Source organism: Stenotrophomonas sp. RIT309, assembly GCF_000632045.1.
Classification (GTDB): domain Bacteria; phylum Pseudomonadota; class Gammaproteobacteria; order Xanthomonadales; family Xanthomonadaceae; genus Stenotrophomonas; species Stenotrophomonas indicatrix.
Genome location: NZ_JFYS01000021.1, coordinates 30,496 through 51,879 on the forward strand (window position 1 = coordinate 30,496; position 21,384 = coordinate 51,879).

27 protein-coding genes are annotated in these 21,384 nt (G+C 66.1%); 20 read left to right on the plus strand and 7 right to left on the minus strand.

The window, feature by feature from the left end; all coding sequences use genetic code 11:
- Window positions 1-88: 88 nt before the first annotated feature.
- Window positions 89-409 carry a hypothetical protein gene (locus BW38_RS08120; RefSeq protein ID WP_081794575.1) on the plus strand — a complete coding sequence of 107 codons (321 nt, stop codon included), beginning with the start codon at window positions 89-91 and terminating at the stop codon, window positions 407-409.
- A gap of 20 nt (window positions 410-429) precedes the next feature.
- Here the strand turns inward: BW38_RS08120 and BW38_RS08115 are convergent, their stop codons facing one another.
- A complete protein-coding gene (locus BW38_RS08115; protein ID WP_025879036.1) occupies window positions 430-732 on the minus strand; it encodes a hypothetical protein in 303 nt (100 codons plus the stop codon).
- A 167-nt stretch (window positions 733-899) separates the two neighbouring features.
- On the opposite strand from BW38_RS08115, the gene BW38_RS0120770 reads away from it, so the two are divergent.
- From BW38_RS0120770 to BW38_RS08085, 7 genes are all read left to right on the plus strand, one after another.
- Window positions 900-1,130: a hypothetical protein gene (locus BW38_RS0120770; protein WP_032976720.1), complete on the plus strand. Its 231-nt coding sequence runs from the start codon at window positions 900-902 to the stop codon at window positions 1,128-1,130.
- Window positions 1,131-1,227: 97 nt separating this feature from the next.
- The gene (locus BW38_RS08110; RefSeq protein ID WP_223496722.1) at window positions 1,228-1,485 is read left to right on the plus strand and encodes a hypothetical protein; all 258 of its coding nucleotides are present in this window, start codon (window positions 1,228-1,230) and stop codon (window positions 1,483-1,485) included.
- 43 nt (window positions 1,486-1,528) lie between these two features.
- Window positions 1,529-1,744, plus strand: coding sequence for a hypothetical protein (locus tag BW38_RS08105; protein ID WP_025879033.1), 216 nt, complete (start codon window positions 1,529-1,531; stop codon window positions 1,742-1,744).
- Entirely contained in the window at window positions 1,732-2,031 is a 300-nt protein-coding gene (locus BW38_RS08100) for a hypothetical protein (protein WP_025879032.1), read from the plus strand. The genes BW38_RS08105 and BW38_RS08100 overlap by 13 nt, the downstream gene beginning before the upstream one ends.
- A 77-nt stretch (window positions 2,032-2,108) precedes the next feature.
- On the plus strand, window positions 2,109-3,173 hold the full coding sequence (locus BW38_RS08095) for a prolyl oligopeptidase family serine peptidase (RefSeq protein ID WP_032976692.1): 1,065 nt from the start codon (window positions 2,109-2,111) through the stop codon (window positions 3,171-3,173).
- Between the two features lie 312 nt (window positions 3,174-3,485).
- Window positions 3,486-4,406 carry an MBL fold metallo-hydrolase gene (locus BW38_RS08090; protein ID WP_032976693.1) on the plus strand — a complete coding sequence of 307 codons (921 nt, stop codon included), beginning with the start codon at window positions 3,486-3,488 and terminating at the stop codon, window positions 4,404-4,406.
- A 91-nt stretch (window positions 4,407-4,497) separates the two neighbouring features.
- Window positions 4,498-5,451 carry an alpha/beta hydrolase gene (locus BW38_RS08085; protein ID WP_032976695.1) on the plus strand — a complete coding sequence of 318 codons (954 nt, stop codon included), beginning with the start codon at window positions 4,498-4,500 and terminating at the stop codon, window positions 5,449-5,451.
- 589 nt (window positions 5,452-6,040) lie between these two features.
- Here BW38_RS08085 and BW38_RS08080 read toward each other — a convergent pair.
- The 3 genes from BW38_RS08080 to BW38_RS08070 all read right to left on the minus strand — a co-directional run bounded on the left by BW38_RS08080 (window position 6,041) and on the right by BW38_RS08070 (window position 7,928).
- Window positions 6,041-6,922, minus strand: a complete 882-nt coding sequence (locus BW38_RS08080; protein ID WP_032976696.1) for an RNA polymerase sigma-70 factor — start codon at window positions 6,920-6,922, stop codon at window positions 6,041-6,043.
- Between the two features lie 83 nt (window positions 6,923-7,005).
- Window positions 7,006-7,413 carry a cupin domain-containing protein gene (locus BW38_RS08075; RefSeq protein ID WP_032976698.1) on the minus strand — a complete coding sequence of 136 codons (408 nt, stop codon included), beginning with the start codon at window positions 7,411-7,413 and terminating at the stop codon, window positions 7,006-7,008.
- A gap of 35 nt (window positions 7,414-7,448) precedes the next feature.
- Entirely contained in the window at window positions 7,449-7,928 is a 480-nt protein-coding gene (locus tag BW38_RS08070) for a carboxymuconolactone decarboxylase family protein (protein ID WP_032976699.1), read from the minus strand.
- 144 nt (window positions 7,929-8,072) lie between these two features.
- On the opposite strand from BW38_RS08070, the gene BW38_RS08065 reads away from it, so the two are divergent.
- From BW38_RS08065 to BW38_RS08045, 5 genes are all read left to right on the plus strand, one after another.
- Window positions 8,073-8,330 carry a sigma factor-like helix-turn-helix DNA-binding protein gene (locus BW38_RS08065; RefSeq protein WP_223483463.1) on the plus strand — a complete coding sequence of 86 codons (258 nt, stop codon included), beginning with the start codon at window positions 8,073-8,075 and terminating at the stop codon, window positions 8,328-8,330.
- Window positions 8,327-9,358, plus strand: coding sequence for a LysR family transcriptional regulator (locus BW38_RS08060; protein WP_051585047.1), 1,032 nt, complete (start codon window positions 8,327-8,329; stop codon window positions 9,356-9,358). The genes BW38_RS08065 and BW38_RS08060 overlap by 4 nt, the downstream gene beginning before the upstream one ends.
- Before the next feature lie 115 nt (window positions 9,359-9,473).
- Window positions 9,474-10,241 (plus strand): SDR family oxidoreductase, encoded by a 768-nt coding sequence (locus BW38_RS08055; RefSeq protein WP_032976700.1) that lies wholly within the window; start codon window positions 9,474-9,476, stop codon window positions 10,239-10,241.
- 32 nt (window positions 10,242-10,273) lie between these two features.
- The gene (locus tag BW38_RS08050) at window positions 10,274-10,771 is read left to right on the plus strand and encodes an Ohr family peroxiredoxin (protein WP_025879021.1); all 498 of its coding nucleotides are present in this window, start codon (window positions 10,274-10,276) and stop codon (window positions 10,769-10,771) included.
- Between the two features lie 209 nt (window positions 10,772-10,980).
- Window positions 10,981-11,433, plus strand: a complete 453-nt coding sequence (locus BW38_RS08045; RefSeq protein ID WP_032952113.1) for a PA2169 family four-helix-bundle protein — start codon at window positions 10,981-10,983, stop codon at window positions 11,431-11,433.
- Window positions 11,434-11,517: 84 nt separating this feature from the next.
- Here BW38_RS08045 and BW38_RS08040 read toward each other — a convergent pair whose 3' ends face one another.
- Window positions 11,518-12,984, minus strand: a complete 1,467-nt coding sequence (locus tag BW38_RS08040) for an MFS transporter (RefSeq protein WP_235189963.1) — start codon at window positions 12,982-12,984, stop codon at window positions 11,518-11,520.
- Window positions 12,985-13,093: 109 nt separating this feature from the next.
- Here BW38_RS08040 and BW38_RS08035 point away from each other — a divergent pair, with 109 nt between their 5' ends.
- The 4 genes from BW38_RS08035 to BW38_RS08020 all read left to right on the plus strand — a co-directional run bounded on the left by BW38_RS08035 (window position 13,094) and on the right by BW38_RS08020 (window position 16,135).
- Window positions 13,094-13,999 carry a LysR substrate-binding domain-containing protein gene (locus BW38_RS08035; protein WP_032976702.1) on the plus strand — a complete coding sequence of 302 codons (906 nt, stop codon included), beginning with the start codon at window positions 13,094-13,096 and terminating at the stop codon, window positions 13,997-13,999.
- A gap of 216 nt (window positions 14,000-14,215) precedes the next feature.
- Window positions 14,216-15,397 carry a CmlA/FloR family chloramphenicol efflux MFS transporter gene (gene cml / locus BW38_RS08030; protein ID WP_032976703.1) on the plus strand — a complete coding sequence of 394 codons (1,182 nt, stop codon included), beginning with the start codon at window positions 14,216-14,218 and terminating at the stop codon, window positions 15,395-15,397.
- An 87-nt stretch (window positions 15,398-15,484) separates the two neighbouring features.
- Window positions 15,485-15,685: a hypothetical protein gene (locus tag BW38_RS22205; RefSeq protein WP_032976704.1), complete on the plus strand. Its 201-nt coding sequence runs from the start codon at window positions 15,485-15,487 to the stop codon at window positions 15,683-15,685.
- A gap of 99 nt (window positions 15,686-15,784) precedes the next feature.
- Window positions 15,785-16,135 carry a VOC family protein gene (locus BW38_RS08020; protein ID WP_032976705.1) on the plus strand — a complete coding sequence of 117 codons (351 nt, stop codon included), beginning with the start codon at window positions 15,785-15,787 and terminating at the stop codon, window positions 16,133-16,135.
- A 103-nt stretch (window positions 16,136-16,238) separates the two neighbouring features.
- Here BW38_RS08020 and BW38_RS08015 read toward each other — a convergent pair whose 3' ends face one another.
- The gene (locus tag BW38_RS08015; RefSeq protein ID WP_032976706.1) at window positions 16,239-16,541 is read right to left on the minus strand and encodes a KGG domain-containing protein; all 303 of its coding nucleotides are present in this window, start codon (window positions 16,539-16,541) and stop codon (window positions 16,239-16,241) included.
- 329 nt (window positions 16,542-16,870) lie between these two features.
- On the opposite strand from BW38_RS08015, the gene BW38_RS08010 reads away from it, so the two are divergent.
- Window positions 16,871-17,764 carry an NAD(P)-dependent oxidoreductase gene (locus BW38_RS08010; protein WP_032976707.1) on the plus strand — a complete coding sequence of 298 codons (894 nt, stop codon included), beginning with the start codon at window positions 16,871-16,873 and terminating at the stop codon, window positions 17,762-17,764.
- Window positions 17,765-17,986: 222 nt separating this feature from the next.
- Window positions 17,987-20,521 (plus strand): methyl-accepting chemotaxis protein, encoded by a 2,535-nt coding sequence (locus BW38_RS22210; RefSeq protein ID WP_032976708.1) that lies wholly within the window; start codon window positions 17,987-17,989, stop codon window positions 20,519-20,521.
- 72 nt (window positions 20,522-20,593) lie between these two features.
- On the opposite strand, the gene BW38_RS08000 is transcribed toward BW38_RS22210, so the two are convergent.
- Window positions 20,594-20,980 (minus strand): DUF2628 domain-containing protein, encoded by a 387-nt coding sequence (locus tag BW38_RS08000; RefSeq protein WP_025879013.1) that lies wholly within the window; start codon window positions 20,978-20,980, stop codon window positions 20,594-20,596.
- A gap of 216 nt (window positions 20,981-21,196) precedes the next feature.
- On the opposite strand from BW38_RS08000, the gene BW38_RS22020 reads away from it, so the two are divergent.
- A complete protein-coding gene (locus tag BW38_RS22020) occupies window positions 21,197-21,367 on the plus strand; it encodes a hypothetical protein (RefSeq protein WP_162887695.1) in 171 nt (56 codons plus the stop codon).
- Window positions 21,368-21,384: the final 17 nt, after the last annotated feature.

The window sequence follows — 21,384 nt, forward strand, 5'->3', positions numbered from 1 at the left end:
CGGCCCGGATGAACGGTTCACGTCTGACGATTCGCCCGGGAGGGTCGGTGCAGCGATACTGCCGTCCTGCACACCCTTGGGGAAGTACGTGAGCCCGTCCAGACTGCCGCGCATCGTTGGGTTCGACGTGCCACGGCTTCACCAGCAGGTCGATGCGACTGCCGATGAAGCCATCACCGCGCTGCTCGATCAGGCACCCGATGAACAGTGGACCGGCCGCTTCCTGCAGCACTGCGCGATGCTGGCGTCGCAGCTTTCATTGGCGGAAGTGAGGGTGGAGGGCACCCGCATTGCCTTCCACGGTTCGATCGCCGATGCGCGTGCCTTGGCCGATGCGGTGATCGCGCTGGTGAACCGGTTGAATGATCAGCTGATGCAGGAAGGCAACCAGCTCGCGGGCGAGGAGTGATCTGCCCGCAGCCTGCTGTCTCAGCCCGCCTGCGGGGCCAATGCCGGCCCGGACAGGCGCGCCCAGCAGCCCATCGCCATTTCCGCCGACCCCGGGTGGCCACGCAGGCTGGTGCGCAGCGCAAGCCGTGACTGCAGATCGGTGAGCCACGCCGTGCGCGTGCCATGTGGGTTGCGGACATAGATGTCGCACGCCAGGCGGATGACCGGTGCGACCTCGTGGCGGAAGTTGATGGCGGGCAGATCGCCCGTCTGGAACGCGGCCTGCCAATGCTGCAGCTCGCGCTCGACGTCAACGAAGTCCTTGTTGGTGATGCGTTCCATGAGACTTCTCCTGTTGGAACGCCAACGTACACCTGTGCATGTCAGGAGCCTGTGTGCGCGCAGCGCTGTTCATGGTGCCCGTTCATTAATCTCCGGCTTTCATGCAGCTGCGTAACCGGCCCGCGCCCACAGTGGCGCTGCAGCAGATCGCTGCGGTGGAGCAAGACATGAACAACAGTACGCCGCAAGGCCAGACCGACCGCACCAACGCACCGACCGGAATCAAGCAGGCCGCCCAGCAGGGCCAGGCCGACGGCAACGCAATGGGCGGCGACCGCAAGCAGGACGGCAAGCAGCGCCAGCAGGAGCAGCAGGTCCAGCAGGATGCAAAGCCGGTCGGCCCGCAGAAGTCCAGGCAGGAACAGAAGAGCGAGCCGGGCCGTGACACCCGTCGCTGAGCAGTAAGCGAAGAAGAGGCCGCGCGTTGCGCGGCTTTCCTCTGTCCAACGTTCGGGAAGAGCGCTGATGCCATCCCATGCCCGTGCGGTAAGCCTGATGACGAAGATCATGTACCAGTGCCGTCCGGCAAGAACGACGACGATGGCGCGCTGCCGCGCCTGCCAGGCCCCCAGTCCGGGTGGCATGGAGTGCGCGCGTTGCCTTACCGAAGAACTCGGGGGCGTGATCGGCAACCGCGGTGCTGCGGCACGCTGGCTGGATTCGTTCCTGAAGGTGCAGCAGGACGAGGCGTTCGTTTTCGTGTGTGCCAAGCGGGTCGAGGAAACCGCGTCGGCGGGTCGCAGTCTGGAGTGACATTGCGCAGGCGTATGCTCGAACTCCAATGGGAGCGAGCGTCATGTCTTTTCAGATCAACCTCTATGACAGGGACGGACGCGGGCTTCGCCTTCCCGATGGATGGTGGATCGACCTGCACACCGATCCCCCCGCGCTGGTCAACGGCGCTGTCCGCATCGATCTGCCGGCGTCCGCGCGCAACGAGCATCCTGATCTGCAACCGGATGTCCTGAACCATCTCCGCCGCCGTATTGAAGGTGCGCAATGGCTAACCTGACCTACCATCCGCCGCTGGGCGTGCGCTGGCTGACGTTCCGCCTGCGCAACGGTCAATCCATCGGCCCGGAGAAGCTGCGGGCCGTGTGGTCCGATGCCGCAGAAACCAACAACTGTTCGGTGCGCCGCGAGCACGTAGAAGGCGCCGGCTTCGTCTATGCGCTGTACGCACCGAGCGGGCTGTGCGTTCCGCGCCGGGCGGAACTGCGCATGCGGCTGTTGCTGGAAGAAGCGGGCTACGCGTTTTCGATGGGCGTGCTTACCGGCAGCCATCCTGCCTACGGTTGAGCGCAGGGCGATCTGATCGGCCCGGAGGTTGCTAGACTGCGCGCCCCGCGCGTTGCCGCAATCACGGAAGATTCCCCATGCCGAAGCTGTCTGCTCTTGCTGTTTTCCTGGCGCTCGCTGTCTGCGCGCCAACCGCACACGCCGAGGAACAGGACAGCGCCTCGACCATCGCGTTCAAGTCGATCAGCCCGGTGCTGAATGCCCTGATCAATGCCGACGATGCGCAGGACCTGATGGAGCGGGCCGAGGAAGACGACGCCACGCTGCTGCAGTCGCTGGCGCTTTATCTGGCCGCAACCCGCGAAGACCCCACGTTGGCGCAGGCGCCGTACCACGCAGCGGCATTGTTCGCACGCCGCGGTGACGATGCGCTGGCCGAGCGCTATCTGCGCCAAGCCGATGAGCGTGGCATGTGGTTCGCGCCCGCGCTGGCCGACAACGATGACTTCGAGCACCTGCGCGGAACGCCATTCTTCAAGCAGGTGCTGGCCAATACACAGGCACGCTACGCGAAGGTATCGGTCGGCAAGGTGGGCGCCATCTCGGTGCTGCCCCCTTCGAAGGGGGTTGCGATGCCGGCCTGTGCGCCGGTGCTGGTGTGGCTGCACGGCTACGGCATCAACGGCCACCTGGACAGCAGCGAGCAGCCGCTGGCCGATGCTGGTGTGGTGTTGCTGGGCATCAACGGTACGGAGATGCGCGAGTCGTTCGACAGCTTCAGCTGGACCGGCCCGTATGAGGGCACGCACAAGGTGGTGCAGGCGGGGCTTGAGCAACTGGCCGCGCGCCAGTGCATCGACCGCAAGCAGGTGTACCTGATGGGCTTCTCGCAGGGCTCGCAGCATGCCGGCGCGCTGCTGGCGCAGCATCCGGATGACTATGCCGGCGCATTGCTGGTGTCGCCGGGTGGCTGGCGCCAGCCGGTGCCCACGCAGAGCAGCGCGCACGGCAAGCGGGTGTTCGTCATCAACGGCGAGCAGGAAGGGCCGGCGAACCAGAAGATGAGCGCGGATTTCCGCGCCCTTTTCAGCGATGGCAACGAGCTCCGGTCGCGTACCCATGAGGGTGGCCATTTCTATCCGGACGACTGGAAGACCTCGTTCCCACAGGCCATCCGCTGGCTGATGGGCAAGGGCGGCTGAGCGAAGCCCACCGGGTGGCAGGCGGTGGGCGGGAACCACGTCGCCCACTGCTTCCCAAAAGGCAACGCCACGAGCCCGCCTGCGGGTCTACTGCGCACCGTCTGTGTTGCCTACGCTGATCCCACACGGCCCTTGCCGTGCTCCGGGGCCACGACAGCTCGTGGATCCCGTCTTCAATCGAACCAGCGGCGCTGTGCTGCAGGGCATTGCTGCCCGGCAACGCCATGCTCTGCGCCGTGCGAAGGCGTACCCCGGAACTGTCCGCCGGCCCTGCTTCACTGCCTGCCAGCCAACCTTCGTGGAGATCGCCTCATGTTCAGCCTGGAAAACACCATTGCCCCTGCCGCGCCCGCGCTCGACGAGCTTGTTCCCTCGCGCTACGCCCTGAAAGTCGGTGATATCGATGTGCTGGTGGTCAGCGACGGCGTGCTGCCGCTGCCGACGCAGATGCTCGGCCACAACGTGCAGGCGTCCGAGCGCGCCGAATGGTTCGACGAGATGTACCTGCCACAGGATGCGTTCGACTGGGCGTTGAACGTGATGGTGGTGCACAGTGGTGAGCGCACCATCCTGATCGACGCCGGCCTGGGCATGGACCCGGACCTGCAGCTGCCGCGCGCCGGCCAGCTGATCCGTCGCCTCGGCGCTGCCGGTATCGACCTGCGCGAGATCACCGATGTAGTGATCACGCACATGCACATGGACCACATCGGTGGCCTGCTGATGGACGGAGTGAAAGCACAGCTGCGGCCGGATCTGAAGATCCACGTTGCGGCGTCGGAAGTGGCGTTCTGGAAGTCGCCCGACTTCACCCGCACGAACATGCCGCAGGGATTCCCGGACGCGCTTCGCGCAACGGCCACGCATTTCTGGGCCGAGTACGGCAGTTTCGTGCACACCTTCGAGGATGAGCATGAGATCGCACCGGGCGTAGTCGCGCGCCGCACCGGCGGCCACACGCCGGGCCACTGCGTGGTACGCGTTGCCTCGGGGGGCCAGGCGCTGACCTTTGCTGGCGATGCCGTGTTCGCCGTCGGTTTTGATCAACCGAACTGGCACAACGGTTTCGAGCACGACCCGGAGGAAGCGGCGCGGGTGCGCATTGAACTGCTCAATACGCTGGCCGGCACCGGCGAGATGCTGGTGGCCACGCACCTGCCGTTCCCGTCGGTGGGCCGGGTGTCCCGCGAGGGCGATGCGTTCCGCTGGGTGCCAGTGTTCTGGGATTTTTGATCAAGTTTTCTGGACTTCACGTCACCAATGGTCCCGGGCAGGGGCGCACAGTAGCCCCTGTCGAAACCCACCCATCCGCTGGAGGTCCACCGTGAACACCGTTACCCGCACCCTCGCTGCAACTGCCCTGGCCCTGTCGATGCAGGCGGGCCTGTCCGCCCAGGCCGCCGCGCCGGCACACCCGTCCGCGCCCAGCGCTGTCACGCGCACCGCCAGCACCATCACCACTGCCGATGGCGTGCAGCTGTATTACAAGGACTGGGGCCCGAAGAACGGGCCGGTGGTGACCTTCAGCCATGGCTGGCCACTGGATTCGGACAGCTGGGAATCGCAGATGATGTTCCTGGCGGACCACGGTTACCGGGTGGTCGCACACGACCGCCGTGGCCACGGTCGTTCCAGCCAGCCTTGGGATGGCAACGACATGGATCACTACGCCGATGATCTGGCCACGGTGATCAATACGCTGGACCTGAAGGACGTCACGCTGGTGGGCTTCTCCACCGGCGGCGGCGAAGTGGCGCGGTACATCGGCCGCCATGGCACGGGACGGGTGAAGAAGGCCGTGCTGATCAGTTCGGTGCCGCCGTTCATGCTGAAGACCGCAGACAACCCCGGTGGCGTTCCGATCGAAGTGTTCGACGGCATCCGCAAGGCGCAGCTGGAGAACCGCTCGCAGCTGTACAAGGACATTCCGTCTGGTCCGTTCTATGGATTCAACCGGCCGGGCGCGAAGGTCAACCAGGCGATGGTCGATGCATGGTGGGCGCAGGGCATGCTGGGTGGACAGAAGAACACCTACGACTCGATCGCCGCGTTCTCGGCGACCGACTTCCGCGCTGACCTGCAGAAGTTCGATGTGCCGACCCTGGTGATCCACGGCGACGACGATCAGATCGTGCCGATCGACGTGGCGGGACGGATGTCGGCCAAGCTGATCAAGGGCGCCAGGCTGATCGTCTACCCGGGTGCGCCGCATGGTCTGACCGAGACCCACAAGGACAAGGTCAACCAGGACCTGCTGGCCTTCCTGCAGCAGAAGTAGCCACAAGGGCAGCCGTCAGCCAGCACGGAGACCGGTAGAGCCACGCCATGCGTGGCTTTGCCGTGCATGAAGGCAACCGCATCCACGCATGGCGTGGATCTACTGGATTGACGCAGGGTGGAGAGCCTGCCGGTAGGGCCACGCCATGCGTGGCTTAGCTATGCATGAAGGCAACCGCATCCACGCATGGCGTGGATCTACTGGATCGACACAGGGTGGAAAGCCCGCCGGTAGAGCCACGCCATGCGTGGCTTCGCCGTGCATGAAGGCAACCGCATCCACGCATGGCGTGGATCTACTGGATCGACGCAGGGTGGAAAGCCCACCGGTAGAGCCACGCCATGTGTGGCTTTGCTGTGCATGAGAGCAACCGCATCCACGCATGGCGTGGATCTACTGGATCGACGCAGGGTGGAAAGCCCACCGGTAGAGCCACGCCATGCGTGGCTTTGCTGTGCATGAGAGCAACCGCATCCACGCATGGTGTGGATCTACTGGATTGACGCAGGGTGAAGAGCCCGCCGGTAGAGTCACGCCATGCGTGGCTTTGCCGTGTATGAGAGCAACCGCATCCACGCATGGCGTGGATCTACTGGATCGAGGTTGGCTGGTTCAGGCCCTGCAGCTTGTGCGGGTTGCGCTGCACCAGGATCTGCACGATCTGCTCGCCGTTGGTATCGAAGGCCATTGCCGATTCCAGCACCTCGTCGAAGTAACGCAGCAGCCCCAGGCGTCCGTTGATCATACTCGGCACCATGCGCAGCTGGTCCTTGCGCCGCAGGTGCGGAGCGTACAGCAGCTGTGCGATGCGTGCGCCGCCGACCATCGGTTTCGGGAAGCTGGTGACGATGCCGCCGCCATCGCCGATCAGCACGGCCGATTCGGCCATCAGGGCTTTCATCGTCCTGAAGTCGCCATTGGCGATGGCCTCTGCGAAACGCCGCATCAGTTTCTGGTGCACGTCCTGCGGCACGTTGTAGCGCGGTCGCTCCTGCCGCAGCTGCAGGCGTGCGCGGTGCACGATCTGCCGGCAGGCGGCTTCGGTCTTGTCCAGCGTGCGTGCCACCACGTCGTAATCCTGGTCGAACACATCGTGCAGCAGGAACGCGGCACGCGCGTCCGGGGCCAGCCGCTCCAGCACGTTGAGGAAGGCCACCGACAGATCACTGGCCGTTTCCAGCATGTACTCGGGTGTGCCGGTGTCTTCGGTGAGCAGCGGCTCGGGCAGCCACATGCCGACGTAGTGCTCGCGCGTGCGCCGGGCCAGGCGCAGGCCATCGATGGCGCGGCGGGTGGTGGTGGCCACCAGCCAGGCTTCGGCGTTCTCGATGTCCTGCTGGTTGGCGCCATGCCAGCGCAGCCAGACATCCTGCACCACGTCCTCGGCCTCGTGCGAGGAGCCGAGCATGCGGTAGGCCACGCCGAACAGGCGCGGGCGTAGTCGGGTGAACAGTGCGGTGGGGTCGTCCATGCCAGCAGAGACGGGACAGCTCCGCCGATTGTGACACCGGCGGACCTGTGGGAGTGGCGGGTACTGCCCCGGACCGGTGGCGGTCAGCGTGGTGGCAGTACCGCCGGCTTGCCGATGTCCTTGATCAGGAACACGACGAATGTCGCCGGTTCGGTCTGGCTGGCATTGCGGCCGACGGTATGCAGATCGTCCGGGCCCTCATGGAAGGCCTCCCCCGGGCCGAGGGTGACCTCGCGGCCACCGGCCACGCCCATCACGATGCGGCCCTGCAGCACATAGACGAAGCCGTGGGCGTCGTGCCGGTGCACGGGATCGGCGCCGCCGGGTGGGTACTGCACCGTCAGGATCAGTGCTTCCTTGCCCGGCTGTTCCGGCAACGGACGGGTCATGACCTCGCGCACGATGGGCTCGGGCGCGGTGGCCGGCGGTGTGGCGGCGATGCTGGTCAACGGCAGCAGGGCCAGCAGCGCCAGGGAACAGAGAGAACGCATGGCAGGTCTCCAGCAGGAAAGTGTGCAGTCGACGCTCAGGCCAGACCGGCCTTGTCCAGGCCAAAGGCCTGGTCCAGCGAGCCGGGTTGCGTACGGAAGGCGACGTTGGCGCGGTTCCAGGCATTGATCGCCATCACCGCGTAGGTCAGGTCGACGATTTCCTGTTCGGACAGCTGACTACGCACGCGCTCATACACGTCGTCCGCAACCCCCTGCGCTGGGAGGTGGGTAAGTGTGTCGGTCCACGCCAGGCAGGCCCGTTCGCGCGCACTGAACAGGTTCGATTCGCGCCACGCCGCGACATGGTGCAGGCGCAGTGCGCGCTCGCCACGGATCGTCGCTTCCTTCACGTGCATGTCCAGGCAGAACCCGCAGCCGTTGAGCTGCGAGGCGTGGATGTTGACCAGGTCGATGATGGCCGCTTCGATCGAGCTGTTGTGCACGGCGTGGGAGAAGGTGCCGAGCTTCCTGAAGAGTTCGGGCGACTGTGCGGCGTAGTCCAGGCGTTGGCTCATGACGGTGTTCCGATGGGAGTTGAGGGACGCAGCGAGGCTAGGCCCGCTGCACGCGGGGCGCTAGGCGAGGGCAGGGCTGCACGGTGTTGCACGAAAAACACCAATGGCCTGTCACAGCGGCGGATGCTCGCCCGTCTGCCGGGCATGGACACCTCATCCGCCCCGAACCGCGCAGCAGCCTGCCCCGCCAGTGAGCGGGTCTGGCAGGCCTTCCTTGCCGCATTGCACGAACTGCCACCGGACATGCGGGCCGTGCTGTTGCTGCATGACGTGCTGGGCGCGGGCTTTGAAGACATCGCGCCGCTGCTTGGGCTGGAGCTGCCGGCATGCCGCCAGCGACTGGCCCATGCACGCGCCCACCTGCTTGCCCGACGCGACTTCCAGGAGCCCGGAACACCATGAATGTCATGCCGCAGTCCTGCCTGGCCAGCGACGGCCGCGATTCCCTCACGGCGTCCTTTTCCGCCAGCTATGCCGGGGTCCTGGCATTCATCGCGGTAGCCGCCGAGGGCAGCTTCGCCCGCGCCGGTGATCGCCTCGGCATCGGTCGTTCGGCAGTCAGCCGCAGCGTGCAGAAGCTGGAGGGACAACTGGGCGTGCGCCTGTTCCTGCGCACCACGCGCTCGACAACACTCACCCGCGAAGGCGAGCTGTTCCTGGAGGGCTGCAGCCCGGGCGTTGCCAGCATCCTGCAGGCGCTGGACGAAATGCGCGACCTGCGCGAGGGACCACCGCGCGGGCATCTGCGGATCAGTGCGACCCATGGCTTCGGACGCCGGGTGATCGCGCCGCTGCTGTCTGCGTTCCGCGCGGAGTATCCACAGGTCTCTGTGGAGCTGCTGCTGGACGAGCAGGCACCGGACCTGGCCGCCGATCGCATCGATGTGGCGTTCCGCGATGGCGTGCTGGAAGACAGCCAGGTGATCGCCAAGCAGCTGGTGCCGATGCAGCTGGTGGTCTGTGCATCGCCCGCGTATGTGCAGGCGCATGGCCTGGCAGACACCATCGAAGTGTTGTCCAGCCATGCCTGCATCGGTCGACGCCTTCCCGGTGGGCGCCTGCAGCGCTGGGACTTCCGTGTGGACGGCCAGGATGTGAATCTGCAGCCGCCGGCGGAGGTGGTGTTCAATGATGCCGATCTTGTCCTGCAGGCAGTGATCGACGGATTGGGGATCGCCCAGCTGCCCAGCTACCAGGTAAGTGATGCGTTGCGCACAGGCGCTGTAGTGACCTGCCTGGACCGCTACGCGCCGCACGATCGTGGCCATTACCTGTGCTATCTCAGCCGACGCCAGCTGCCCAAGCGGATCCGCGCGTTCATCGATTTCAGCACCCAGCGCATACGCGCGCTGGATCTGGATGTGTTCTCGCACTGGGAAGCGCGGCAGCAGGCGGCAGCGCAGCGCGATTCGGCCCCGGCATGGGCATGACCGCATTGGTGCCGATGCGGCAACAGTGCGTGGCCCGCTGCGGATCTACTGCGCCGGCCAATGCGTTCCTAGCATGCAGCCACATCCGAACTTTCCACGCTCCAGGAGACCTGTCATGAAGATCCTCGTCATCGGTGGCACCGGCCGCATCGGCAGCAAGGTGGTCGATCGCCTGCATGCGGCCGGCCATGAGGTCGTCGTCGCTGCACCCTCCACCGGTATCGATGTGCTGAACGGCGAGGGCCTGGCCGCTGCGATGGCGGGCACCGAGGTGGTGGTCGACCTGGCCAACTCGCCCTCGTTCGAAGATGCGGCGGTGCTGTCGTTCTTCGTGACGGCCGGCCACAACATCCTGGCGGCCGCGGCGCAGGCAGGCGTACGCCATCATGTCGCGCTGTCGGTGGTGGGTACCGACAAGCTGGCGGCCAGCGGCTATTTCCGCGGCAAGATCGCCCAGGAGCGCTTGATCCGCGATTCGGGCCTGGCGTACACGATCATCCACTCGACACAGTTCTTCGAGTTCCTGCCGGGCATCCTCCAGGCAGCCGGTGACGGCCAGACCCTGCAGCTGCCGACCGCCGCAGTGCAGCCGATCGCCGCCGAGGATGTAGCCGATGCGGTTGCGCGCATCGCGCTGCAGGCACCAGCCAATGGCGTGGTGGAGATCGCCGGCCCGGAACGCGAATCGATGGCGGTGCTGGCGCAGCGCTTCCTGCAGGCAACCGGTGACGCGCGTGAAGTGGTTGGCGATGCCCAGGCGCGCTACTTCGGTGCGCAGCTGCAGCAGGACACGCTGGTGCCGGTGGGCCAGGCATGGCTCGGCACGATCAGCTTCGAGCGCTGGTTGCAGCAGTCCGGGCTGGCACAGGGCCAGCCGGCCTGATCGGCGGTGGACGCTCCCAGCAGGAACCTGCGATGACCGGGCTGAAACCACCTCCGCACACGGTGCTCGACAAGTACCACGGTGATGAGGTGCGCCCGCTGTATACCGGACGGGTGCGGGTCAGCGGTGGCGTGGCACAGCACGGTCGTGCGTCGGGCGTGGTGCGGTCCGATGATGGTGCGCTGTCAGTGGACCTGCGGTTGCCTGCTGAGCTGGGCGGACCCGGTGGCGGTACCAATCCCGAGCAGTTGCTGGCGGCGGGCTACGCCGGCTGCTTCCACGGTGCGATGGTGCTGGTGGCTGCGCGTGCGGGAATGGAACTGGTCGAGCCGAGCATCGAGGTAGCGGTGACGTTCGCGCGAGATCCCGTGGACGGCCTGTACCTGCTGTCGGCCGAGATCGTGGTGTGCCTGCCTGGCATGGACCCGATACGTGCAGCCGAACTGGTGCGCAACACCGAGCGGGTCTGTCCGTACGCGAAGATGTTCCATCGGGGCATCAGCCATGTAGTGCGGGTAGCGGTGGACTAGACATGCGGTGCGGATGACCGTGGAGGTCATTGCCAGGATTCAGATGCGGTGAAGACACCGCGTCGCCCGTGTGAGTGGGTGGGGCGCCGTTGGGCAGCATGATCACCGCATCAATCGATGCTCACCCGCGAACCACACCCGGTCGGCCAGTCTGGGCTCGCAGGCAACGGATTCCACTGTTGCCCTTTTTCCCCCAGAGGAGACTACACATGAGCACCCAGTCCACCATCGAGCATCGCCTCAACGACCTGATCGAGATCGCACGTGATGGCAAGTCCTTCTACGAGGAAGCCGCAACCAAGGTGAAGGATGCCGAGCTGTCGGCATTGTTCGTCCGCATCGCCGGCGTGAAGGGCCGCATCGTGTCCTCGCTGAGCAGCTCGGTGGCCGCTACCGGCGGCAAGCCGGCCGAGCACGGCACCATGGTCGGTTCCATGCAGCAGTTCTACGGCAAGGTGCGCGCGGCCTTCGGTGACACCAACTACGGTTACGTGGCCGAACTTGAAGAGTCCGAGGATCGCCTGCTGGGCGCGTTCAAGGACGTGCTGAAGGACAACGACCTGCCGCCGGCGGTGCGCCAGGAAGTGACCCAGTGGCTGCCGGAAGTGCAGGAATGCCACTCGGTCATGCGCGACCGCAAGCATGCGATGAAGGCTGCCTGATCGCATCTGGCGATCATCCCCCACATCGCCGCGACCAGGGCAGCCCAGTGCTGCCCTGGTCGTTTCTGCGTCTGCCATCTGCGATCAGGCGCGTGGCCTGAGCAGGGCAACGGCCAGGCTGGCCAGCGTCGCTGCTGCGGCCGCAGTCCACAGGGACGCGGCAAAGCCCTGGCTGTAGATCGCCCGCGCCAGATCAACCGGGGCTCCTCGGGTCAGTGCACCGGTGGCGATGGTGTCGGCCAGACGCATGACTTCATCTGCAGGCACGCGTGTTGAGAGTCCGGCGCGGATGCCGACGGTCAGGGCGCTGGAGAGGACCGTGAAACCGAGCAGGATGCCGACGAAGCGCGTCGTCGCACTGATGCCCGAGGCCATGCCTGCGCGGTCGCGGGGCGCCGAACCGATGATCGCCTTGGATGTTTCGCCGTTGAGGATGCCACCGCCTGCGCCGATGATGACCATCGCCAGCAGCGCCACCGTCGGCTGGTTGTGCCATGCACCGATACCGGCCAGCGCATTGCCGGCGGCAGTGATGGACAGGCCGATGGCCAGCACCATCCCGCTCGACAATCGTCTGCCCAGGCGCCTGCCCACGCTGGGGAACAGCAGCATCGCCGCAGCGAACGGCAGCATGCCGGCGCCCGTGGCCAGCGCACTCAGGCCGACGCCGTTCTGCAGGTACTGCGGCAGCATCGAGGCCATCACCTGCGCACTGACCGCGTAGCCGATCATGGCGATCAGTGCACCGACAAAGCGCGGGCTGGCAAGCAGCCGCAGGTCGACCATCGGATGCCGACGCGTGAGCTCGATGCAGGTGAACAGCGCGGCCATCGCGATGCCCAGGCCCAGGCCGGCCAGGGCCACCGCCGATGTCCATCCCTGCGCGAGTCCTTCCACGAGGAAGAACACGATGCCGAAGATCGCCATGCTGAAGGTGATGATGCCGGGCGGATCGAGCGGGCGTACCAACGTGTCGGCAGTGTCGGGAACCCAGCGGATAGCACCATAGGCCAGGAAGGCGAGGAAGGGCAGGATCGCGATGAACACCGAGCGCCATCCCCACAGCGAGGACAACAGCCCACCGATAAGCGGCGAGAGCACCATCATCATGCCCATTGCCGTGCCCCAGAAGGCCCAGGCATCGTCGCGTTGCTTGCCCTCGTGGAATTCGTGGCCGATCACCGACAGTGATGGGGCCAGCAGGAAAGCGGCACCCACGCCCTGCAACGCTCGGGCCACATACAGCGCACTGGCCGTGGGGGCCAGCGCGCAGGTCAGCGATGAGAGGGCGAACAGTGCGATGCCGATCAGCAGCACCCGCCTGCGGCCATGACGATCGGCGATGGCACCGGCGGGCAGAAGCAGCGAGGTGAAGGTCAGGATGTAGCAGCTGATCACCCATTCGATGTCGGCGAAGTCAGCCTGCAGATCCCGCGCGATGGTCGGCAGCGCGACGGCCACGGCGTTGGTTTCCAGCACCGTCATCGTGCAGCCGAGTGAGGCGATGATCAGGATCCAGTTGGGCGGTCTGCGGCGGGGGAAGAGAGACACCGGGTACTCGGGTGGGGAACGAAGAAGGCCCATTCAAGCAACTTCGACTGTTTGTTTCATTGCCGGTGTTCTTCAAGTACGTTAGGCCAAAGCTAACGAGCCGGCACGCATGGACCGTCGACATCTGCAGTACTACGTCGCACTGGCCGAGGAGCTGCATTTCGGGCGCGCCGCGCTGCGCCTGGGCATCGCCACGCCGACGCTGAGCGTTCAGATCCAGCAGATCGAGCGTCGCCTGGGCACCCCCTTGTTCGACCGCAGTAGGCGCGAGGTCACGCTGACCTCTGCCGGTGCGATCTTCCTGGCCGAAGCACGCAACGTGCTGCGCCAGTTCGAGCAGGCAGAGGCCGTGGGCCGCCGCGCTGGTCGCGGGGAAATAGGCAGGATCGAGATCGGCTACGTAGGTTCGGCGGTCCATGCCGGCGCGCTGCAGGAGCAGTTGCAGCGGTTCCGCAGCGCATCGCCCGACGTGGAGCTGAAGGTCGGCGAATGGCCGATGGCCGACCTGCCGGACCTCCTGCTGGACGGTCGCATCGATGTGGTGTTCTGCCGGCTTCCGATGGAGGTGCCCGATGCGCTCGGTTCGCACATCCTGATCGAAGATCAGTTCTGCGTGGCGTTGCCGGCATCGCATGCGCTGGCCCACGCGGGGGTGCCGGTGCAGCCGGCGCTGCTGGCGAAGGAGGCGTTCATCATGCCGGAGCAGCCCGCCGGCACGCTGGAAGTCGCCCGCCGTGGCGGATTCGTGCCGGACATCCGCTCCCGTCCCGGTCATCTTGTCGCGGTGCTCGCGCAGGTCTCGGTGGGCGATGGCGCCGTGGCGATCGTGCCGTCGGTGCTGCAGCGGACGCTGCTGCTGCCAGGCGTGGTGTATCTGCCTATCGCCGGGCCGGTCATCGCCTCGACTATCGCTGCGCTATACCGTGAACAGGAAACATCGCCAGCGGTCCGCCGGCTCATCGAACAGGTGCGGCGTACCCCCTCCCGGCGCACCGACATGCTGCCCTTGCCCTGAGGCCCTGCCGGACGACGTTGCCGGGCTGCCCCGCAATGGCCTTGCTACACTGGCCGCACTCGATCTTCCACCGGATCATCAGATGAACGGGAACGGTCCGCAGACAGTCCGCTGAGCCGCAACAACGGTACGCACGTTGTTGCGGTGATCTTGTCCTGCGATTTCCACGCACTGGGTTGATCACCGCCGGATTCCCTCCTGAGCGGATGTTTCCCCATGTCTGATCGAAAAGCCCTTCGCTGGGCCCATTCCCTGCCGGGCGCCATCGCATTGATGGCTCCCTTCGACCTCCTGGCTTCGCTGGCCATGGATATCTACCTGCCGGTCGTATCGGCCATGCCGCAGGCACTTGGCACGTCGCCCGCCCTCATCCAGTTGACGCTGAGCCTGTACATGCTCGTGCTGGGGCTGGGCCAGCTGATCTTCGGCCCGCTGTCGGACCGGATCGGGCGACGGCCGGTGCTGCTGATGGGCGCGCTGTTGTTCACGCTGGCGTCGTTCGCGCTGGCCGCGTGTAGCGGTGGTGCGGCATTCCTTGCGTGGCGCGGCGTGCAGGCGGTTGGGGCGTCGGCCGCACTGGTGGCCACCTTCGCCACGGTGCGCGACGTGTATGCCGATACGGCCGAGGGCGCCACGCTCTATGGCCTGTTCGCCTCGATGTTGGCGTTCGTGCCGGCGCTCGGTCCGATCCTCGGCGCATTGATCGCCTATACGCTGGGCTGGCGGGCAATTTTCATCGCGCTGGGTGTGCTGGGACTGCTGGCGGGTGCACGCGCATGCCGCGGCTGGCAGGAGACACGGCCACCGCAGCATGTCCACGTATCGCCAGCCTTCGCGCGCATCCTCGGCAATGCCGGCTTCTGGGCTCATGCATTGGGATTCAGTGCAGCGATGGGCACGTTCTTCGTGTTTTTCTCGATCGCCCCGCGGGTGCTGATGGGGAGGGCTGGCTATTCGCCGATTGGCTTCAGCCTGGCCTTCGCGACGGTGGCGCTGGTGATGATCGTCACCTCGCGCTTCGCTTCCTGGTTCATCGGGCGATGGGGCATTGGCGGCAGTTTCCAGCGTGGGCTGATGGTGATGAATGGCGGCGCGCTGGTCATGGCGATGACGGCGATGCTGCCGCCATCCTTTGCCAGTGTCGTGTTGCCGATGTGGTTGGTGGCCATCGGCATCGTGATGGTGGCTGCGGTGGCGGCCAACGGTGCGCTGCGCGATTTTGCCGATGCCTCCGGCACGGCAGTGGCGCTGTACTACGCCGTGCAGAGCCTGATCGTGGCAACGCTTGGCACGCTGGCGACGCTGCTGCTGCCGGGCGATACGGTCTGGCCGCTGGTGGCCTTTGGGCTGCTGCTGCCGTCGTTGAGCCTGGGTGGCCTGGTGATGCTGCGACGGTAACTGCGCCCACGCTTTCACTTCCTCTCCCGCACACGCGGGTACGGTGATGCGGCCTGGAGTCACCAGGCCTATCAGGGAGTGATATCGATGCGAGCCATCAGGAAAGCGATCGTTGCTGCAGTGTTTGCACTCGCGTGTACCGGTTCGGTGGCGGTGGCCGGTCCGGTCCAGCCGTGCGACTTCCCGTGCTGGAAGGCCTACCAGGCCTGCGTTTCCGGCGGCGGTGATGCCATGGAGTGCCAGTTCGAATACGATCGCTGTGTCATGGACAGGTGCGGCGCCGTCTGAGGCCTGCATACCGTTCGCAATGGGGGGCCCGATCCAGGGGCCCCTTTTCACCTGGCCGCAGGCACGAAGTCCGCGGTCCTGATCGTCTGGAGCCGCAACATGGCCGTCAAACGTGTCGTCGCCAACATCGCCAGTGCCGATCCTGCGCAGGCGGCCGCGTTCTACGGCGACATCCTCGGCATGGACATCGTGATGGACCACGGCTGGATCGTCACCTACGGTGGGCAGGGCACTGCGCTGGCACAGCTCAGCGTTGCCAGCGAAGGCGGATCGGGTACCCCGGTGCCGGATCTTTCGATCGAGGTGGATGATCTGGACGACGTGCTCGAACGCCTGCGACACGCGGACATCGCGCTTGAATATGGCCCGGCTGAAGAGCCATGGGGTGTACGTCGCTTCTACGTGCGCGACCCGTTTGGGCGCCTGCTGAACATCCTCGCCCACACCTAGCCGGCGCGCCCCGGCTCAGCGGCGCCTTCCACTGTGCTGACAGTGATGAGTGCTGATCGACGTCGGCGGCACCGCCGGTACGCGGCGCAGTGACCGCAACACGTCAACGTTGTTGACCGCTGTCAGGTTTGTCGGCCATGTCCTGCTGTTGCTGTTGCTGTTGCTGGCGGCTGCTGGCGTGCCGCGCATGGCCGCCTTCACGGCCGATCGTGGCCATGTGTTGGCGGTCCTGGCTGATCGCTTCACCGCCTTTCCGGCCCGCCACCCGGGCCTCGTCCGGGCTGAACTGGTGTGCATTGCCGGATGCGTGGGCAGCACGTCCCCCTTTGGCCGCGATCGCGCGCTGTTTGTCTTCGTCCATCGAGGCAAAGCCACGATTGCTGTTGCCATTGCGTGAGTTGGTCATTACCGGTCTCCGGTGTGAACATGGGTCGCTGCCATCAGTGACAGTCCCATGTTGCACAGTGCAGGCTAAAGACAGGTCGAAGTGGGCTGTACGAGGCTCACATGGCCTGCGCACGCGTTTGACGACCGGTTACCGTGCAGGAAGCGCCGGGCTCTGCAACCGGTCGTCACGGCAGCCACCCGTGGCGCCCTGGCAAGGGAGAGTCCGAGCGGTTGGCCGGAGGTGGATGGCATGCACAATGTCATCGTCTGCTATCGCCGACGCCATCGTGCATGCCTAGAATCAAGCCATCCCGGTAGGTCCCGGGCGCTGTCGAGTGAATGGATTCAATGAAGATTCTGTTGACCGGAAGTTCCGGGCGGATAGGGCGGGCGATCTTCGGTGCGCTGGCCGCTGCCAATGAGGTGGTGGGGCTGGATCGCAGTCCGTTCGCCACCACGCGCGTCATTGCCGATGTCACCGATCGCCGGGCGCTGGAACGCGCCGTGCAGGGGGTCGACGCGGTGATCCACACCGCGGCCCTGCACGCCCCGCACGTGGGCCTGGTACCTGACGCGGTGTTCCAGCAGATCAACGTGGAGGCCACCGCGAACCTGCTGCAACTGGCGCGCGAGGCCGGCGTGCAGCGCTTCGTGCTGACCAGTACCACGGCGTTGTACGGCCATGCCGTGGTGTCCGGCGGCTGCCGTTGGATCGACGAGGACACCGAGCCGCTGCCGCGCACGATCTACCACCGCACCAAGCTGCAGGCCGAAGCGTTGGCCGAAGCGGCGGCCAGCGCAACGTTCACCGTGCGCGTGCTGCGGATGGCACGTTGCTTCCCCGAGCCGCCTGACCGCATGGCGATGTTCCGCCTGCACCGTGGTATCGACGCGCGCGACGTGGCCAGCGCGCATGCCGCGCTGCTGCACGATGAAGGCGCGGCCTTCCAGCGTTACCTCGCCTGTGCGCCGACGCCCTTCCGGCGCGAGGACTGCCTGCAGCTGGCCGCCGATCCGCGCCAGGTGCTGGCGCGCCGCGCACCGCAGCTGCTGGCCGAGTTCGAGCGCCGTGGCTGGCCACTGCCGCTCAGCATCGATCGGGTCTATGACAGCAGCCGGATGCGTGCAGCGCTGGGCTGGCAGCCACGTTTCGGTCCGGAGGACGTGCTGCAGCAGTACGCCGCGGGCAGCATCGAGGTCCTGCCCCGTGCGGAGTGGATCCGCGACCGCGTCGCCGAATAGCACAGGCGAGCAGCACAGGCCTGGGTCGACGGCCGCAGCTGAGCGGGTTCAGGTTTTGTGCGTGCGGCGAGCCTCAACCTCGCCCGGCCATGGCCGCTAACCCGGTGCGCGCCTTCCCGCGCCGGGTTCCGATCCGGCGGGCAGGCGGCCCGCGCGACGGATCGCGCATCTGCGCGGTGCCCTGGTGGCACCGGTCGACCTGAACTGCCTGCGGATCCTCCCATGTCTTCTTCCCGTTCCGTCGCTGCCCGTCGCCCCGGCAGCATCGCCCACAAGCTGATGCTGGGCACCGCGGTGATCGCGTTGCTGTGCTTCGGCGCGACCGCGTTCCTGATCTATCACCAGGCCAGTTCGGCGCTGGTGTCGTCCTCGCGGCAGACCATGGCCAGCGAAGCCCGTGCCGAGGCGCGGCAGGTGGCTGCCGACCTGGGTACGGCCTTTGCCAGCAACGATGCGATGGTGGAAACCGTGCTGGCCCAGCGTGCGCGCGGTGATGCCCCTGATCGCGCCAGCCTGGCCAATGTCATCGGCGAGCAGCTGCACGCGCACCCGGAATGGCTGGGCAAGAGCACCATGTGGGAGGCCAATGCCTTCGACGGCAAGGACGCCGAGTTCGTCAACAGCGAGGCGCACGACGCCACCGGCCGCTACATGAGCTACTGGGCCTGGCAGGACGGCAAGCCGCAGCAGTCGACGATGACCGACTACACCGAGACGCCCAGCGGCTCGGGCAACTGGTACATGGTGCCCAGCCGCGACAAGCTGCCGCTGGTCAGCGAACCGTATGCCTACGACATCGGCGGCAAGCAGGTGCTGATGAGCACGCTGAGCACGCCGATCGTCGAGAACGGCACCTTCCTCGGTGTCTTCACCGTCGACTTCTCGCTGGACGCGCTGCAGAAGCACCTGGCCACGCTGACGCCGATGGGCGCCGGCCGCGTCGAACTGCTGTCGCCGAAGGGCGTGGTGCTGGCCTCGGCCGATGCTGCCGAGATCGGCAAGCCGCGTACCGATGCCGCCACCCTCGGCATGCTGGCGCAGATCGCCGCCGACAAGACGTACGAAGCGTTCGAGCCCGACGCTGCCGGCAACGTCCGCCTGTACGTGCCGCTGCAGGTGGGTGACGCGCCGCAGCGTTTCGCGCTGGGCGTGGTGGTGCCGCATGCGGTGATCATCGCGCAGGCCCGCGAGCTGCTGTGGATCATCCTGCTGGTGGGTGTGGTGGCTGCGCTGGTGCTCAGTGGCGGTGTCTACCTGCTGCTGCAGCGCCTGGCCGTGCGACCGCTGGCGCAGGCGGTGCGCATCGCCGGCGACGTGGCTGCGGGCAAGCTGGATACCGCCATGCCGGCGCTGGGCAACGATGAAGTGGGCCGCCTGCTGGACGCCATGCAGGGCATGCGTGGCCAGCTGCAGGCAGTGATGGCCGCACAGGCGGAGATGGCGCGCCGCCATGATGCCGGTGAAATCAGCTACCGCATGGATGCCTCGGTGTTCCCGGGCGAATATGGCCGCATGGTGGCCGACAGCAACCAGCTGGTGGCCGACAGCAATGCGGTCACCCAACGCCTGGTCGAGGTGATGCAGCGCTACGCGGTGGGTGACCTGAGCGTGGACATGGAGGCACTGCCGGGCGAAAAGGCGATATTCACCGCTGCCATGGCAACCACCAAGACCAACCTGGCGGCGATCAACGAACAGATCCAGCAGCTGGCCGCTGCGGCGGCGGCAGGTGATTTCGCCGTGCGTGGCGATACCCAGCGCTTCGAGCATGACTTCCGCCGCATGGTGGAAACGCTCAACACCATGATGCAGGTCAGCGACCAGAACCTGGCTGCGCTGTCGACGCTGCTGCGCGCCATCGCCGCCGGTGACCTGAGTACACGGATGGAGGGTGACTTCCACGGCGTGTTCGCGGTGATGCGCGACGATGCCAACAGCACCGTGCAGCAGTTGACCCAGATCGTCGGCCAGATCCAGCAGTCTGCGGCCAGCATCCGCCTGGCCGCAGGCGAGATCGCGTCGGGCAACAGCGACCTGTCACGCCGTACCGAGCAGCAGGCGGCCAACCTGGAAGAGACCGCCGCGTCGATGGAGGAACTGACCTCCACCGTGCGCCAGAACGCCGATCATGCCCTGCAGGCCAACAAGCTGGCGGCCTCGGCCGCAGGCGTTGCCAGCGAAGGCGGGCAGGTGGTCAGCCAGGTGGTGCAGACCATGGAGCAGATCGAGACCTCTTCGCAGCGCATCGCCGAGATCATCTCGGTGATCGACGGCATCGCTTTCCAGACCAACATCCTGGCCCTGAACGCAGCGGTGGAAGCGGCGCGCGCCGGTGAACAGGGCCGTGGCTTTGCGGTGGTCGCCAGCGAAGTGCGCGCGCTGGCACAGCGCTCGGCGGGCGCGGCCAAGGAGATCAAGGAGCTGATCGACGCTTCGGTCGGCCATGTCGGCGCCGGCGCGCAGCTGGTGCACGGTGCGGGCCGCACGATGCAGGAGATCGTCGGCCAGGTCGGCCGGGTCAACGAGATCATGGCCGAGATCTCGGCCGCCTCGCGCGAGCAGTCGGCCGGTATCGAGCAGGTCAACCAGACTGTGGTGCAGATGGACGAGACCACCCAGCAGAATGCTGCGCTGGTGGAAGAAGCCACCGCTGCGGCGCGGGCGATGGAAGAACAGGCCGAGCAGCTGGCGGTGGCGGTGTCCCGCTTCCGCCTGCAGGCCGACACCCGGCCGGCTGCCGCGTTGCGCGCCGCCTGAGCTGGGGCATGAACGACGACGCCCGGCCAAGGCCGGGCGTCGATGTGCCACTGCATACGTGGTGCGCTGGGCTTAGAACATGCCTTCGAAGGGGTTCCAGCTGGTGTTGCCCTTCACCTGTTCCAGGTAGTAGCTGTAGTTGGTGCTCGAGGCGACCAGGAAGTTCATTGCAATGAACAGTGCGCGGGCCACGATGTCCGGCAGCACCAGGCTGACCGCGATCAGCACGATGTTGATGCCGATCACCACCAGCGCCTTGCGCCACATGCCCAGGATGAACAGATAGATCGCGCCGAAGAAGAAGGCGAAGAAGTTCAGGTTGATCTTCAGGCGGTCGCCGAAGGACAGCGCCTTCCAGGCCTGCTTGAAGCCGGGCTCCTTGGGAGCGCCGTGCTGCTGGAAGAAGTTGAAGCGGAACTGCCACTTCGGGCTGAAGCGGGTCAGGTCAACGGTGTTCATGTGTAGGGACTTCCCTGTTAGGAAAACGTTTTCATGATAAGTGAGTCACATTCAGCAAACCAGCTTGGAGCGTCAAAAATGTGACGTTCCTACGGCAAAGGGCTTGCGTCCCGGTGCCGCACCGTCACCCATCCGCCTTGTTTTTAGGATAGGGTGCGCAGTTCCGCTGCTACCCCGGCTGTTTGCGGGTGGCAGCGGTATGTCCATGGAGGTTGCATGACCACACCAGCTACACCGGAAAACGCACCCGGACCGGTGCTCCTGCCGACACCCGAAGTGGTGCAGGCACAACAACTGCTCGCCCGCCAGCAACTGGCGGTGGCGATGGACCGTGCACGCATCGCGGCCAGCCGCGACGCTGCGCCGGCCGTGCTGGAAAACGACTGAGCCTGGGAAACCAGCGG

What these genes read in the sequence shown, in the direction of transcription:
- BW38_RS08115 (WP_025879036.1), bottom strand. Translation starts at nt 732, where the DNA reads ATGGAACGCATCACCAACAAGGACTTCGTTGACGTCGAGCGCGAGCTG.
- BW38_RS0120770 (WP_032976720.1), top strand. Translation starts at nt 900, where the DNA reads ATGAACAACAGTACGCCGCAAGGCCAGACCGACCGCACCAACGCACCG.
- BW38_RS08110 (WP_223496722.1), top strand. Translation starts at nt 1,228, where the DNA reads ATGACGAAGATCATGTACCAGTGCCGTCCGGCAAGAACGACGACGATG.
- BW38_RS08105 (WP_025879033.1), top strand. Translation starts at nt 1,529, where the DNA reads ATGTCTTTTCAGATCAACCTCTATGACAGGGACGGACGCGGGCTTCGC.
- BW38_RS08100 (WP_025879032.1), top strand. Translation starts at nt 1,732, where the DNA reads ATGGCTAACCTGACCTACCATCCGCCGCTGGGCGTGCGCTGGCTGACG.
- BW38_RS08095 (WP_032976692.1), top strand. Translation starts at nt 2,109, where the DNA reads ATGCCGAAGCTGTCTGCTCTTGCTGTTTTCCTGGCGCTCGCTGTCTGC.
- BW38_RS08090 (WP_032976693.1), top strand. Translation starts at nt 3,486, where the DNA reads ATGTTCAGCCTGGAAAACACCATTGCCCCTGCCGCGCCCGCGCTCGAC.
- BW38_RS08080 (WP_032976696.1), bottom strand. Translation starts at nt 6,922, where the DNA reads ATGGACGACCCCACCGCACTGTTCACCCGACTACGCCCGCGCCTGTTC.
- BW38_RS08075 (WP_032976698.1), bottom strand. Translation starts at nt 7,413, where the DNA reads ATGCGTTCTCTCTGTTCCCTGGCGCTGCTGGCCCTGCTGCCGTTGACC.
- BW38_RS08070 (WP_032976699.1), bottom strand. Translation starts at nt 7,928, where the DNA reads ATGAGCCAACGCCTGGACTACGCCGCACAGTCGCCCGAACTCTTCAGG.
- BW38_RS08065 (WP_223483463.1), top strand. Translation starts at nt 8,073, where the DNA reads ATGGACACCTCATCCGCCCCGAACCGCGCAGCAGCCTGCCCCGCCAGT.
- BW38_RS08060 (WP_051585047.1), top strand. Translation starts at nt 8,327, where the DNA reads ATGAATGTCATGCCGCAGTCCTGCCTGGCCAGCGACGGCCGCGATTCC.
- BW38_RS08055 (WP_032976700.1), top strand. Translation starts at nt 9,474, where the DNA reads ATGAAGATCCTCGTCATCGGTGGCACCGGCCGCATCGGCAGCAAGGTG.
- BW38_RS08050 (WP_025879021.1), top strand. Translation starts at nt 10,274, where the DNA reads ATGACCGGGCTGAAACCACCTCCGCACACGGTGCTCGACAAGTACCAC.
- BW38_RS08045 (WP_032952113.1), top strand. Translation starts at nt 10,981, where the DNA reads ATGAGCACCCAGTCCACCATCGAGCATCGCCTCAACGACCTGATCGAG.
- BW38_RS08035 (WP_032976702.1), top strand. Translation starts at nt 13,094, where the DNA reads ATGGACCGTCGACATCTGCAGTACTACGTCGCACTGGCCGAGGAGCTG.
- cml (WP_032976703.1), top strand. Translation starts at nt 14,216, where the DNA reads ATGTCTGATCGAAAAGCCCTTCGCTGGGCCCATTCCCTGCCGGGCGCC.
- BW38_RS22205 (WP_032976704.1), top strand. Translation starts at nt 15,485, where the DNA reads ATGCGAGCCATCAGGAAAGCGATCGTTGCTGCAGTGTTTGCACTCGCG.
- BW38_RS08020 (WP_032976705.1), top strand. Translation starts at nt 15,785, where the DNA reads ATGGCCGTCAAACGTGTCGTCGCCAACATCGCCAGTGCCGATCCTGCG.
- BW38_RS08015 (WP_032976706.1), bottom strand. Translation starts at nt 16,541, where the DNA reads ATGACCAACTCACGCAATGGCAACAGCAATCGTGGCTTTGCCTCGATG.
- BW38_RS08010 (WP_032976707.1), top strand. Translation starts at nt 16,871, where the DNA reads ATGAAGATTCTGTTGACCGGAAGTTCCGGGCGGATAGGGCGGGCGATC.
- BW38_RS22210 (WP_032976708.1), top strand. Translation starts at nt 17,987, where the DNA reads ATGTCTTCTTCCCGTTCCGTCGCTGCCCGTCGCCCCGGCAGCATCGCC.
- BW38_RS08000 (WP_025879013.1), bottom strand. Translation starts at nt 20,980, where the DNA reads ATGAACACCGTTGACCTGACCCGCTTCAGCCCGAAGTGGCAGTTCCGC.
- BW38_RS22020 (WP_162887695.1), top strand. Translation starts at nt 21,197, where the DNA reads ATGACCACACCAGCTACACCGGAAAACGCACCCGGACCGGTGCTCCTG.